Source organism: Cupriavidus sp. OTU4054 (genome assembly GCF_038440175.1).
GTDB classification, from domain to species: Bacteria; Pseudomonadota; Gammaproteobacteria; order Burkholderiales; family Burkholderiaceae; genus Cupriavidus; species Cupriavidus pauculus_D.
On record NZ_JASATF010000012.1, the window covers coordinates 42,681 to 55,901 of the forward strand.

Annotated in this window: 11 protein-coding genes; 6 read left to right on the forward strand and 5 right to left on the reverse strand. The window is 62.6% G+C overall.

Features of this window, described 5'->3' with window-relative positions; all coding sequences use genetic code 11:
• The first annotated feature begins 66 nt into the window (after positions 1-66).
• From AAHB16_RS15680 to flgL, 4 genes are all read left to right on the forward strand, one after another.
• Positions 67-1,149, forward strand: coding sequence for a flagellar basal body P-ring protein FlgI (locus tag AAHB16_RS15680; RefSeq protein ID WP_446718100.1), 1,083 nt, complete (start codon positions 67-69; stop codon positions 1,147-1,149).
• On the forward strand, positions 1,149-2,162 hold the full coding sequence (flgJ, locus tag AAHB16_RS15685; protein ID WP_150375570.1) for a flagellar assembly peptidoglycan hydrolase FlgJ: 1,014 nt from the start codon (positions 1,149-1,151) through the stop codon (positions 2,160-2,162). The genes AAHB16_RS15680 and flgJ overlap by 1 nt, the downstream gene beginning before the upstream one ends.
• Before the next feature lie 255 nt (positions 2,163-2,417).
• Positions 2,418-4,331 (forward strand): flagellar hook-associated protein FlgK, encoded by a 1,914-nt coding sequence (flgK, locus tag AAHB16_RS15690; protein WP_342051403.1) that lies wholly within the window; start codon positions 2,418-2,420, stop codon positions 4,329-4,331.
• Between the two features lie 33 nt (positions 4,332-4,364).
• The gene (gene flgL, locus AAHB16_RS15695; RefSeq protein ID WP_150375566.1) at positions 4,365-5,597 is read left to right on the forward strand and encodes a flagellar hook-associated protein FlgL; all 1,233 of its coding nucleotides are present in this window, start codon (positions 4,365-4,367) and stop codon (positions 5,595-5,597) included.
• A 556-nt stretch (positions 5,598-6,153) separates the two neighbouring features.
• On the opposite strand, the gene AAHB16_RS15700 is transcribed toward flgL, so the two are convergent.
• Positions 6,154-7,137: an MBL fold metallo-hydrolase gene (locus tag AAHB16_RS15700; protein ID WP_342051404.1), complete on the reverse strand. Its 984-nt coding sequence runs from the start codon at positions 7,135-7,137 to the stop codon at positions 6,154-6,156.
• Between AAHB16_RS15700 and AAHB16_RS15705 the strand changes: the two genes are divergently transcribed.
• The gene (locus tag AAHB16_RS15705; protein WP_342051405.1) at positions 7,136-8,158 is read left to right on the forward strand and encodes a LysR family transcriptional regulator; all 1,023 of its coding nucleotides are present in this window, start codon (positions 7,136-7,138) and stop codon (positions 8,156-8,158) included. The two genes, AAHB16_RS15700 and AAHB16_RS15705, sit on opposite strands and share 2 nt — an antisense overlap.
• On the opposite strand, the gene AAHB16_RS15710 is transcribed toward AAHB16_RS15705, so the two are convergent.
• From AAHB16_RS15710 to AAHB16_RS15720, 3 genes are all read right to left on the reverse strand, one after another.
• A complete protein-coding gene (locus AAHB16_RS15710; RefSeq protein WP_342051406.1) occupies positions 8,135-8,764 on the reverse strand; it encodes an HD domain-containing protein in 630 nt (209 codons plus the stop codon). The two genes, AAHB16_RS15705 and AAHB16_RS15710, sit on opposite strands and share 24 nt — an antisense overlap.
• A 436-nt stretch (positions 8,765-9,200) precedes the next feature.
• Positions 9,201-9,920, reverse strand: coding sequence for a hypothetical protein (locus tag AAHB16_RS15715; protein WP_150375560.1), 720 nt, complete (start codon positions 9,918-9,920; stop codon positions 9,201-9,203).
• A gap of 362 nt (positions 9,921-10,282) precedes the next feature.
• Positions 10,283-10,945, reverse strand: a complete 663-nt coding sequence (locus AAHB16_RS15720) for a heme-binding beta-barrel domain-containing protein (protein WP_342051407.1) — start codon at positions 10,943-10,945, stop codon at positions 10,283-10,285.
• A 228-nt stretch (positions 10,946-11,173) separates the two neighbouring features.
• Between AAHB16_RS15720 and AAHB16_RS15725 the strand changes: the two genes are divergently transcribed.
• Entirely contained in the window at positions 11,174-12,718 is a 1,545-nt protein-coding gene (locus AAHB16_RS15725; protein WP_342051408.1) for a methyl-accepting chemotaxis protein, read from the forward strand.
• 28 nt (positions 12,719-12,746) lie between these two features.
• Here AAHB16_RS15725 and AAHB16_RS15730 read toward each other — a convergent pair whose 3' ends face one another.
• Positions 12,747-13,139, reverse strand: a complete 393-nt coding sequence (locus tag AAHB16_RS15730) for an NUDIX hydrolase (protein WP_342051409.1) — start codon at positions 13,137-13,139, stop codon at positions 12,747-12,749.
• Between the last annotated feature and the right edge of the window lie 82 nt (positions 13,140-13,221).

A 13,221-nucleotide genomic window follows, 5' to 3' on the forward strand; every position in this document is an offset into this window, starting at 1 on the left:
AATACTCATCCGAACGTTCGGGCGTCTCTCGTAGCTTCGCTCATCAGCGTGCTGATCTTCGCGCTGATGGTCGCGCTCGTGCTCGGCGCCACCGTGGGCAGCGCACGCGCGGAGCGCCTGAAGAACCTGGTCAACTTCCAGGGCGTGCGAGACAACCCGCTCGTGGGCTATGGCCTCGTGGTGGGCCTCGACAACACGGGCGACCAGACCACCCAGACGCCGTTCACGACGCAGAGCTTGACCAACATGCTCTCGCAGCTCGGCGTGACGCTGCCCGCCGGCCGCAACATGCAGCTCAAGAACGTGGCCGCGGTGATGGTGACCGCCACGCTGCCGCCGTTCGCGCAGCCGGGCAGCCAGCTCGACGTCGTGGTGTCGTCGATGGGTAACGCCAAGAGCCTGCGCGGCGGCACGCTGCTCATGACGCCGCTCAAGGGCGCCGACGGCCAGGTCTACGCGATCGCACAGGGCAACCTGCTCGTGGGCGGCGCCGGCGCCTCGGCCAATGGCAGCAAGGTGCAGATCAACCAGCTCGCGGTCGGCCGCATCGCCAACGGCGGCGTGGTCGAGCGCGCGGTGCCGTCGTTCCAGCCGGAAGGCGGCTACCTGAACCTCGAACTCAAGGACACCGATTTCGGCACGGCCGAGCGCGTGATCGAGGCCATCAACCGCACGATGGGCCCCGGCGTGGCACAGGCCGTCGATGGCCGCGTGGTGCAGCTGCGCACGCCGCAGACGCCGACCGAGCGGGTCAACTTCCTCGCGCGCATCGAGAACATCGACGTGACGCGCGCACGGGGTCCCGCCAAGGTCATCCTCAACGCGCGGACCGGTTCCATCGTGATGAACCAGGCGGTGACGGTGGAAGACTGCGCGATCGCGCATGGCAACCTCTCCGTGGTCATCAACACGCAGCCGGTGATCAGCCAGCCCGCGCCGTTCAGCGGCGGCCAGACCGTCGTGGCGCCGGTGTCGCAGATCGACCTCAAGCAAGGTGGCGGTTCGCTGCAGATCGTCAAGGCGGGCGCTTCGCTCGCGGCCGTGGTCAAGGGCCTGAACGCGCTCGGCGCGACGCCCGCGGACCTGCAGACGATTCTGGAAGCGATGCGCGCATCGGGCGCGCTGCGCGCGGAACTGGAGATCATCTGATGGCGCTGGACACCTCCGCTGGCGACATTTCGCAGCGCTTCGCGCTCGACACGCAGGGCTTCGAGGCGCTGAAGAACCAGGCGCGTGCCGGCAACAACGAGCAGACACTCAAGAATGCGGCCAAGCAGTTCGAAGCCGTGTTCACGCAGATGGTGCTCAAGAGCATGCGCGATGCCACGCCGCAGGATGGCATGTTCGACAGCCAGCAGACCAAGCTGTACATGTCGATGATGGACCAGCAGCTCTCGCAGCAGATGTCCTCGCGTGGCATCGGCCTCGCCGACGTGATGTACCGCCAGCTCGCGCGCGCCGCGGGTGTGCAGGTGCCGCAGGCGATGCCCGGCGTGACGGGCGCGCAGGCCGCCGCCAGCGCGCAGAACGCGCAACTGGCCGCGATGCTCGACAGCCGTGGCGCCACCGACGCCGATGGACCGCCGCCCGTCGGCACGGTCGTGCAGGGCGGTTCGTGGAGCCCGGGCACGGGCGTGCGCCAGTATCAATCCGCCAGCGAGTGGCAGGGCGGACAGACCGCGCTCGGCCAGCTGCCCGAGGACTCGCCGGCCCATATCAGCGAATTCGTGAACCGCATGGCCGCGCCGGCCATGGCGGCGTCCCGCGCCACCGGCGTGCCGGCCAAGCTCATCGTCGGCCAGGCCGCGCTCGAGTCAGGCTGGGGCCGCCGCGAGATTACGAACGCCGACGGCAGCACCACATTCAACGTGTTCGGCATCAAGGCCGGCGCGAACTGGCGCGGCCCGGTGGCCGAAGTCATGACGACGGAATACGTCGATGGCCAGCCGCAAAAAGTTCGCGCTCGCTTCCGTGCGTACGGTTCCTACGACGAGGCGTGCGCCGACTACGCGCGCCTGCTGACGACCAATCCGCGCTATGCGGGCGTGGTCGCCGCCAACAACGCCGACGAGGCGGCGCATGGCCTGCAGCGCGCGGGCTACGCCACCGATCCGGCGTATGGCGAGAAGCTTGTGCGGATCATGAAGAAGGTATCGACGTAGTTTCGGCGGCCTGCGGCCCCCGCGTCGATGGCGTGCCGCCCGTCCCTCGCTCCGCGCGGGGCGGGGTTCAACACGTCCGTATCTTCGGTGAACGCGTCTCGAACCTGTAATAAAACCCAATAAAAGCCCAGTAAAGCCGAACGAAGCGGGATGGAATGCGAAGCTAAAGTCCCGCCGGGTTTCTGCCGTTATCTAGCACATTCACCGCCCTCGGCCGTGTGCCGAAGGTAGCCAACTGATCCGGGGTCAGAGCAAATGTCTCTCTTCAATATCGGTCTTTCGGGGCTCAACGTCGCGCAGAACGCGCTCTCGACGGCTGGCCACAACTTCGCGAACGCCGCTACGTCCGGCTATACGCGCCAGAACACGATCATCGCGTCGGCCGGTGGCCAGATGCGCGGCTCCGGCTTCTATGGCCAGGGCGCCAATACGCTGTCCGTGCAGCGCGTCTACGATTCGTTCCTGACCAACCAGCTGCGTGGCGCCACGTCCGCCAGCGCGCAGCTGTCCACGTACTCGGACCAGATTTCCCAGATCGACGATCTGCTCGCCGACCAGAAGGGCGGTCTCGCGCCACTGATGCAGAAGTTCTTCGCTTCGGTGCAGGCGGTGTCGGACACGCCGTCCGATCCGGCAACGCGTCAGGGCATGCTGTCGGCCGCGCAGGCGCTGGCTGGCCAGATCAAGTCCGCCAGCAGCTATTTCAAGCAACTGCAGGACGGTGTGAACCAGCAGATCTCGACCACGGTCGATCAGGTCAATACGTACACCGCGCAGATCGCAAAGCTGAACACCGAGATCACGCGCATGAGCGCGCAGGCCGGCGGTCAGCCGCCCAACGACCTGCTGGACCAGCGCGACCAGATCGTCCAGCAGCTCAACGGCCTCATCGGCGCCAAGGTCGTGGTGCAGGACGGCGGTACCTCGTACAACATCCTCACCGCCAACGGCCAGCCGCTGGTGATGGGTTCCGATTCGTACAACCTCAAGGCCGTGCAGTCCGCTTCCGACGGCAGCCGTACGGAAATCGCCTTCACGCTGCCTAATGGCTCCGTGCAGGAAGCCGATGAAGGCGCGATCAACGGCGGTTCGCTCGGCGGCCTGCTCCAGTTCCGCAGCGATTCGCTGGACGGCGCGCAGAACGCGATCGGCCGCATCTCGATCGCGCTGGGCCAGACGTTCAACGACCAGCACAAGCTCGGTCTCGACCTGAACGGTGCCGTGGGCACCGACATGTTCGCGATCGGCGGCCCGACCGTCTACGGCAAGCAGGGCAATACGGGCACCGCGACGGTGTCCGCGCAGATCACGAACGCGGGCGCGCTGACGACCAGCGACTACACGCTGAAGTTCGACGGCACCAACTACTCGCTGCTGCGCAAGTCGGACAACAAGGTCGTGGCGACCGCGGGCGGTCCCGCGCCGATGACGCTCACCGCGGACGGCGTCAGCATCAACGTGGGCGCCGGCATGGCCGCCAACGACTCGTTCGAGATCCAGCCGACGCGCAACGCGGGCTCGAGCTTCGACGTGCTGATCAGCGACCCGGCCAAGGTTGCCGCCGCGTCGCCGGCGCGTGCCGATGCCACCACGACCAACGTGGGCAACGCGGCTGCCAAGCTGACCAACGTCGCGCAAGGCTTCACGCCGTTCGCCGGCAAGATCACGGCCACGTGGAGCAGCGCGACGTCGAGCTACACGTTCACCGATGCCGCCGGTACGCCGCTGGCGCCGCAGCCGACCCCGACGCCCAACGGCGCGAACGTCGACTACACGATCAACGGCATGACGTTCAGCTTCAGCGGCACGCCGAGCAACGGCGACAAGATCACGCTGTCGAACAACTCGGGCGCGGTGTCCGACAACGGCAACATGCTCGCGCTGGCCAAGCTGCAGACGGCCAAGACGATCAACGGCGTGGCGAGCTTCAACGATGCCTACGCGCAGCTCGTGAACGACGTCGGAAGCAAGGCGCAGTCGGTCAAGATCCAGTCCACGTCGCAAGACAGCGTGACCACGCAGATCTACAACGCGCAGCAATCGGTGTCCGGCGTGAACATGGACGAAGAAACGGTCAACATGCTGCAGTTCCAGCAGCTGTACCAGGCCAATGCGCGCGTGATCCAGACGGCCAGCACGATCTTCGACACGCTCATCAGCATTGCCTGACGACAGAACCCAAGGAACTGAAGGAAACTCGCCATGATTACCCGCGTAGCCACTTCCACCCTGTACACCCAGGGCGTGTCGTCGATGAACAACCAGCAGTCGTCGCTGCTGCACGTGCAGCAGCAGCTGGGTACCGGCCGCCGCGTGCTGAACCCGTCGGACGATCCGGTTGCGGCCACCCGCATCCTGGGCATCAAGCAGGCCACTTCCGTCAACGCGCAGTACACCACCACGCGCAGGCAGGCGGACTCGACGCTCGGCCTGGCGGAGAACTCGCTCAAGACGATCACCACGACCATCCAGAACATTCAGACGCTGCTCGTGAACGCGGGTAACGGCACGATGTCGGACACCGATCGCGCGTCGCTGGCCACGGCCCTGCAAGGCCAGTACGACCAGTTGCTCGGTCTGGCCAATGCCGACGACGGCAATGGCAACTACCTGTTCGCGGGCCTGCAGTCCAGCACCGCGCCGTTCACGAAGAACGCCTCGGGCGGCGTGGTGTATCAGGGCGACACCGGTCACCAGCTGCTGCAGGTCGACGTCGCGCGCCAGATGCAGGCCACCAACAATGGCGCCGAGATCTTCCAGAGCGTGACGGCCAACGCTGGCTACGTGCTGCAGGGCAACGCGGGCAATACGGGCAATGCCACGTACAGCGCGATCTCGGCATCGGATCCGACGAACGCCGCTTATGGCCACTCGTTCACGCTGAACTTCGCGCCGGACGGCACGGGCCGCATGCAGTATTCGATTACCGACAACAGCCTGCCGACGCCGGCGGTGGTGGTCGGCCCGGTCAACTACAACGAGAACGAAGCGATCTCGGTGGGCGGCGTGACGTTCTCCGTCAAGGGCACCCCGGCCAACGGCGACACGATGACGATCAAGCCCGCGCAGCAGGCCGGCGCGGACATGTTCGCCAACCTGCAGAACGTGATCGACACGCTCAAGCAGCCGCTCAGCAGCGATAGCGCCAACGCCAACCTGCAGAACGTGCTGGCCACGGGCATCCGCCAGTTCTCGAACTCGCTCGACAACGTCCTGACGGTCCGCTCGTCGGTCGGCTCGCGCATGCAGGAACTGGATGCGCTGGACACCATCGGCACCAACCGCGACCTGAGCAACGAAGCCGTCCGCTCGAACCTCGAAGACCTCGACTACGCGTCGGCCATCGCCGAGTACTATCAGCGCTCGACGGCGCTGCAGGGCGCGCAGCAGTCGTTCATCCAGATCCAGGGCATGAACCTGTTCAAGTTCCTGTGACGGTATGCGGGCCTGCGGGCCCGCCTTGCTGTGCCGCTGAGCAATTAAGTGCGTCAATCTCCCACAATAAAGCGAGGCAGGCTGAACATCGAGCTGACGGCGGGTCCTTGCCTAGCGAGGATCTGCCTCAGTTTATTGTCGGTGCCGACGTGTCAGCAATATCTCCACAGAAAGACCGCTGAGTCTTGAAAACTGTTGGATTCGTTTAAAAAATCCCTTCTCGACGGTTGTTCTAACTGTCAAAACACACCTACTCTGCTACCTCACACAAATGCGATGCCACGCGCTCGACTTGAGCGTAAATCGCATGGCAGCAACAGCAGTCGAAGGCCGCGAGCAAGGGGACGTTCATTCCACTGCGCTTCGCCGAAGGCGAAGCGTTCTGCAACGAGGTGTCTGCTTCGTATTCCGTCCGCCGATCGGCAAGAGGGGCATGTACGCGGAGTACGGTCACATCGGTCAACGCGGCGATCGCGAGTACAGCAACCTGGAGCGCGTCACCAGCGTATTTGCCGGCGACTCGAGATCTCCAGATAGCGGCGAGTGCCGCGAAGGGTTAGCTCCCGCGAGAATTCAGGCCTGCAAAAACCATCCGGGTAAACTGCTCGCCGTTGAAGACGAAATTTCCCCATTTGTCATCGAAGGCAGCTGTCGGTCGAGCAGCAACGATTTCGTCGATGTTCTTGCCCTGATGTTTTAGCGCTGCCACATTTGCGCGGACGGTGACGAGCATATCGCGGAATGCGATCAACTGAGCGCGAGTACCCACCGCGCCGTGACCGGGTACCACGATCGTGTGGTCCGTCGTCCGAGCGACGGCTTCGCTGGCCCATTTGATGGCGCCGTCGATGCTGCCACCGTCCTCGTTATCGATGTACGGATAGAAGCCGTTCCAGAAGGTATCGCCAAGCGCCAGAACATCGGCATCCTTGAAATAGACCCACAAGTCGCCGTCGGTATGGCCGTATCCGAAGTTCTCGACATCAATCGTGGTGCCTGCGAAGTCGAACTCCTTTCTGTCGTCAATCAATACGGTCGGGCGTGCCGCCGCGGGGACGGGATCGAAGGTCCAATTCCACGCGTTCACATGCGTCGTCTCGGTCAAGTGCCGCGCTGTATTCTCTTGGGCAACAATAGTGGCCCCGGCTTCATGCATCCACGCATTGCCGTCGGTGTGGTCCCAATGCCAATGCGTGTTGACCACGTAACGGATCGGTGCGTCTCCTAGCCGATCGAGCGCGGCCCGAACCTTCTCATGCTTCTTGCTGATGCCAGCGTCAACGAGGAACTTGCCGTCTTTGCCCGTCAGGACGGTAATGTTGCCGCCGGAACCCATCAGGACGGTCACACCGCCGCGCAGCGGCTTCGCGACGATGTCTTCATCGGCACGGCGCAGATATCTGGCGCCGGCTCCGGTATGGAAGTAATCATCCGGTGCGGCGCCCGCGTACGCATGTGAAGCGCCAAATGCAAGCAGCAGCAGTGCCCGTGCGGCGGATAGCTTCAATTCGGACATTTTGGTGGTATTGAGACGAGACATGAGGCACTTCCTTGCGGGAATGATGAATAGCAGTGAGCATAAGGATCTCCGGGCTGCGTGGATATTCCCCAGATCCGCAATCCATCCCTGCGAAAATGCACAGATGATCGATTGGGAAAGCATGCGTTACTTTCTGGCCGTCGCTCGCCTGGGAACGATGTCAGGTGCGGCACGCTACCTCCAGGTTGATCACGCCACGATCAGCCGTCGTCTCGGCGTGCTGGAGGCGAAGATCCAGGCCCGTCTGATCGAACGGCTGCCCAGGGCGTGCAGGCTCACGCCGCTGGGCCAGCGCATATACGAACTCGCGCAGGCGATGGAAGAGGGCGCCTACGCTATCGAGCGACTACTGGATGCCAGCCGTAGTCCGCCCAGCGGCAAGGTAACGGTGAGCGCGCCGCCCGCGCTGATAGCCAGTCTCCTGTTAAAGCACCTCGCAGCTTTTCGGCGCTCAAATCCCGGCATTCAGCTATCCATTTGCGGCGAGGCGCGGCAGGTGTCTCTGAGCCGTCGGGAAGCGGATGTCGTCCTGAGAATGACGCGTCCGGAGGAGCCCGCTAGCGTTGTGCGAAAGCTGGGGCGCGTGTCGTTTGGCTTGTACGCGAGCAAGGACTATCCACATTTGCACGACCCATCCGCGTGGGAGTTCATCGGCTACGACGCGGGATTCACTGGCGTGCGGCAACGCGCTTGGCTGACGGGGGTTGCAGAGGGAAGACCCATAGCCTGCGAGATCAGCGATATCAACAACCACCTGGTAGCAGCGCGAGCAGGCGCTGGTGTGGCGGGTTTGCCTGACTTCCTGGCGGAGCGCGATGCGACGCTACAGCGCCTCTCGCACAATGGCGAAGCGTTCTTTCAGGACATCTGGATGGCGGTGCATCGCGACCTGCGCCATTCACCCCAGATACGCGTCGTTATGGATTTTCTGCTGCGCACCTTTGCCGATTATCCGGCTCTCACCTGGGAGCTCTCCAGTCAGAGAAACCCGGGGGAATCAGATCTCCCAGCGGGAACTTAGGATGACCCGGCAGAGATCGACGCGCTGGAAGCTGGGATCCTTGTGCGCCAGGAAGTCGTCGTTGAACGTGCCGAAGGTGCTGGCCGGACGGTGCGCCATGCCTGCGTAGAACGTATCGATCATGCGCGTGCCGAAGCCCTCGCCGCGCGGGTAGGCGGACACCACTGCATTGCGCTGTGCTTCGGTGAAGTCGTCGTAGCCGCGCCCGGCCACATCCATGCCGGCGCCGGCCTGAAGGAGGGCGATTTCGGGATGCAAATGCTCAGGAATGCCGGGCGTGGTGTGCAACGCAATGGCCAGCCATACCCTCTCGACGTCCGCCTCGGGAATGCCCTGGCTACGCAGGAAATCGCGTGCCGCGTGAGCACCATCGACTTCGAAGCGCAACTGGCTGTCGCGATAACGGGCGGTGAGGCCGACGTCATGGAACATAGCCGCGATGTAGAGCATCTCGGAGTCGAAGCTCAACGCGCGGCGCGAGCCGATCATGGCGCCCCACAGGTAGACGCGCACCGAATGAGCAAACAGCATCTCGCTCTCGGTATCGCGGATCAGCTGGTTGGCGGCCTTGGCAAGAGCGCTGTCGGGGATGTCAATGACGGGCATGATGGCAACAGCCTATCATCGGGCGCACAACGTGGGGCGTAATGCGGCACGTCGGAAACCGACATGCCGTACGGAATCGGACGCTCGCGCCTACTCTGCAACTAGCGCTCGGTACACAGCTCGATCGGCGCCACCGTCGCAAATGTGTCTAGGGCGGTCTCAGATGTCGGAGCCCGCAGCAGAATGTTGGCACGGACGTTGCCGCAGGGCGGTGGCGCCGGACAACAGCGGCCGAGTCCACGGGTAGGGCGGGGGGCGCACGCCGATTGGCTTCGTAGCACCGGCTTTGAGGGCGAGCTGGCCACGACCGGATCCTGGCCGGGAAACCTGGACGTCGGCGTTGCCCGCAGTCGCGACCGTCGCGGAACGATCCTGGGCAGCCACTCCCACTGTCCTCGGTGAATCTCCGAAATCTCGCTGGAGGCGCCGGTCACTTTTAACCGTCCGTTATGGCGTAGAAGCGATAGAAGTCCGAAATGGGTGCCTCGACTGCAAGCGCTTGTAACGGGAACGCGAGGTGCAAGTCTCTCGTGTCCGAAATACCAGCCAGTGCGCTTTCAAATTCATGCACGCCGTTTCGGCGGAGCATGCCACTGCGATCGAGAAACTGGCCCCAAAGCGATACATGTCGAAAGCGCGGCGACGTCAGTTGGGCGCTTGCGACGTAGGAGTCAGGAAAGCATCGCTGATAGGCGGGTAAGTTGTATAGCCACGACGTCCCGACCACTCGTGTTGCTCCAGGCGTGTTCCGCTTCACGTGCTCAAAGATTGACCGGAGCTCGGCGAGTCGCGCGTGTAGCTGCTCGGCACCTAATGGAGATGCGACGGAACCTTTGACGTTTCGAAAGTGAATCCGTACGCATTCGGCATTTTGCATTGCATGGGAGAAACATCCAGAGGCCGCCGCAGGCCGTGAGTCTTCTCCTTGAGCAACGTAGAAGCGATAGGTCCAATCGTAGAGGTCATCGGCGCGAACTAGTCCTTCGATGTAGCGGCGCCAGGTGGGATGGGCGTGTGAAAAGTCCCGGCCAAGCCCAAAACGGATATATAGGTTCGTATAGTCGAGAAGCGCCCGATCGAGCGGCAATCTCGCGAGCTTGGCCACGGTGCGTGCAAAATCAATCTGCAATGCGAAGAATTCCTTGCTGTAGATCACTAGTGTTCACCGCTTACGGCTTGATAGATTGAAGACCGCATTCTATTTCGACGACCGCTCCGAATGGGTGTCGGCTAGCGGAAGGCCAAGTTTCGACTGTCTCAAAATGGCTGATCTGAGACGCCCACGGGCGGGGTATGATCACGGGTCGACGCCGCTAGCCCACCGGCAGCAATCGACCCATCTGAGCCGTTGAAGACCCCCGCCATCTGTGTCAGCAATCTGACGCAATGCAATCTTCCGTGCCCAGCCGTAGGTCCATGAGCGAGGTGGATTTGCAGGATTCTATTGCTACGGGACACCCAGCACCCGAAGGAGCTGGAGCAGGAGAACAACAAGCGCAAGCGCGGTTGCTGGCAGGGTCAGTGCGCGACTTTTGTCAGGACGTCGTTGTCAGTGTGGACGAAAGGCTTTCCGTACACGAACAACGACGTTTCATATCTGTACTTCAGTGTGGAACCCGAGACGTCGAGCGTGACCTTGACCGAGTTGGTCGCGTCGTTTCGGATCATATATTGCGCCTGCGCGATCCCCTGGCTACGTGTTGTTAAAACCAGGGGCGAGGCCGGGCGTCCTTCCGCCACAAAGCACACGGACCTTGGTATGCAAGAGGTGTCATAGATAAGGTTGTTTGTCTTGTCGTAAGTGAGATAGCCGATCTGATCGTGAAACCAGTGATTGTTGCTCTTCCTGTAGATCGCCTGGTGGTAGGAAAGCGAGATAAGGGACTCCGAACTATTGTTGGTGTCGGGGATGTTGGGCCGGAACGTAATGATCTCGTAAAAGGGAGAGCTGGCCTTGCCGCCTTTCCCGACGGCAGACCCCGCCTGTCCGGGAGCGACATCCAGCCCCGCTCCGGGTACGGATTTCCAGGTGCCAATCAGCGGCGTGAGGGGGCCGTAGTCCTGGACCTTGCCATTGATCACGATCTTCGGTGACACACCGTGGGCAAATGCAGTCGTGCACACAGACAGCGCGAGAGCCGCGGTGACGAGGCCAGACAGGATCTTGAGTTGCGGTTCCATGAGTGCTGCGGCGCGCCGATGTTTGGATAACCTCCACTATCGAAGGCGCGCGACGTCCGAAGGGTTACCGGCTCATTACAAAGCTGTCAGCAAGTGTAGAGCGGCGCACCGCCAATCGCAGAAACCCGAACAAGCCTAAAGGTCCCGTATTCCCACACCGTAATAGTGGGTATCCGGCGGCTTTGCCACTCGGCATGCCGAGTCGGGCCATTGAAGAGGCTTACATCGTTGCAGAACAATCAACCTGTCACCAAACGCGAATTCGAACTGCCAGACAACGCGACGCTGATGTCGACGACGGACACGCGTAGCCACATCACCTACGCGAACAGCGCCTTCGTCGAGGTCAGCGGCTTCGGTGCCGACGAACTTCAGGGCAAGCCGCACAACATCGTGCGCCATCCCGACATGCCCGAAGAAGCTTTCGCCGACATGTGGTCCACCCTCAAGGGCGGGGAACCCTGGACCGCGCTCGTGAAAAACCGGCGCAAGAATGGTGATTATTACTGGGTGCGCGCCAACGCCGTTCCCGTCATTCGCGATGGCCAGCCAGTCGGTTATATGTCCGTACGAACCAAGGCGACGGCAGCAGAGATCGAGCAGGCCGACACGCTCTATCGCCGCTTTCGCGAAGGCAACGCGGGCCACATCCGCTTTCACAAGGGCCTGATCGTCAGGGCCGGCCCCACGCGATGGATGTCCGCACTCCAGACGATGAGCGTGCGCTGGCGGATCCGTTCTGCCCTCATGATCATGGTCCCTTCGATCGTCATCAGCGCGTGGGCACTTGGCATCGCCGGTGTCGCCCTCGGAGGCCTGGCCGCTGTGGTGACCTTCGTTGCGCTACTCGTTTCCATGTGGCTCGAAGCGCAAATCTCGCGGCCGCTCGAGCGGATGCGGGACCAGGCGCTGCGGGTCGCATCGGGGGAAAGCCAGCAGGTCGATCCCCTCGATCGCGTCGACGAGATTGGCATGACGCTGCGGACCATCAGTCAGCTGGGTCTGATGTTCCGCTGGCTGATTGACGACGTCAGCGGACAAGTCTTCAACGTTCAGTCGGGCAGCAACGAGATCGCACAGGGTAACAACGATCTCAGGTCGCGCACCGAGCAGGCGGCGACGAACGTGCAGGACACCGCATCGTCCATGACGGAGATGACTGCGACCGTTCAGAGCAATGCGGAAACCGCGATCCAGGCAACGCAGCTGTCGGAGGCGGCGAGCGTGGCCGCAGCCAGGGGCGGGCAGGCGATGTCCGAGGTCGTGACCACGATGCACGAGATCACGGCCAGTTCGCAAAAGATTGCCGACATCGTCGCCATCATCGATGAAATCGCCTTCCAGACGAACATCCTCGCGCTGAATGCCGCGGTGGAGGCAGCGCGTGCCGGTGAGCAAGGACGAGGCTTCGCGGTGGTCGCCGGAGAAGTTCGCGCGCTGGCGCAGCGTAGCGCCGGGGCGGCGAAGGAGATCGCTGCGCTGATCAGCAAAAGCGTCGGAAAGGTCGACTCCGGTGCAAAGCTGGTGGATGAGGCCGGCAAGACGATGGACGATATCGTTGTTCAAGTGAAGCGCGTCTCCGATCTGATCGCCGATATCAGCGCGGCTACCAACGAACAAAGCAGCGGTATTACGCAGGTCGGTCAAGCCGTCAGCGAACTGGACCACATCACGCAGCAGAACGCGGCGCTGGTCGAGGAAAGTGCCGCCGCGGCGGAAAGCCTCAGGCAACAGGCAACTCGGCTGGTGGAAGCCGTCAGCGTTTTCCGCTGAAGAACTTGCCCTCTCGTGCTATCCCGAGCTAACTCGAGGTAGCACGCGGAGCACCCATCGCAGCGATCGAACGCCGGTATCCCTCCGGGAGATTGCCCGGCAAAGCATTCGGCGCAAACAGGCCGACGCGCTTGTGTTCGCTGCTTAGAACGGGTTCAAAAGCCCCCTGGAGTACGCAGGAGTAGGTCGCGATAAAGACGTGCCTGCCGGGGATCACCTCGAAGAGATAGGTATCGACAACGCCGCCAACGACTACCTGCAGACCCAGTTCTTCACTGATCTCGCGCGCGAGGCAGTCCACTGAAGTTTCCCCGACTTCGATGCGTCCGCCAGGCAGTTCCCACTCGTCGCGTTCGTTCATCAAGAGAACGACTTCGCCCGTAGCGGTCGAGATCACGCCTTTCACTGAAACTGGATACATCGGATTCCTGGATGGACTAGAGAAAGCGGCCGAGTCTATACCGGAGCTGTGACTGCCGCGAAGTATAGGAATAGGACGCCAG

Coding starts and splice junctions, on each gene's coding strand:
- AAHB16_RS15680 (WP_446718100.1), top strand. CDS start 67: ATGGTCGCGCTCGTGCTCGGCGCCACCGTGGGCAGCGCACGCGCGGAG.
- flgJ (WP_150375570.1), top strand. CDS start 1,149: ATGGCGCTGGACACCTCCGCTGGCGACATTTCGCAGCGCTTCGCGCTC.
- flgK (WP_342051403.1), top strand. CDS start 2,418: ATGTCTCTCTTCAATATCGGTCTTTCGGGGCTCAACGTCGCGCAGAAC.
- flgL (WP_150375566.1), top strand. CDS start 4,365: ATGATTACCCGCGTAGCCACTTCCACCCTGTACACCCAGGGCGTGTCG.
- AAHB16_RS15705 (WP_342051405.1), top strand. CDS start 7,136: ATGAGGCACTTCCTTGCGGGAATGATGAATAGCAGTGAGCATAAGGAT.
- AAHB16_RS15700 (WP_342051404.1), bottom strand. CDS start 7,137: ATGTCTCGTCTCAATACCACCAAAATGTCCGAATTGAAGCTATCCGCC.
- AAHB16_RS15710 (WP_342051406.1), bottom strand. CDS start 8,764: ATGCCCGTCATTGACATCCCCGACAGCGCTCTTGCCAAGGCCGCCAAC.
- AAHB16_RS15720 (WP_342051407.1), bottom strand. CDS start 10,945: ATGGAACCGCAACTCAAGATCCTGTCTGGCCTCGTCACCGCGGCTCTC.
- AAHB16_RS15730 (WP_342051409.1), bottom strand. CDS start 13,139: ATGTATCCAGTTTCAGTGAAAGGCGTGATCTCGACCGCTACGGGCGAA.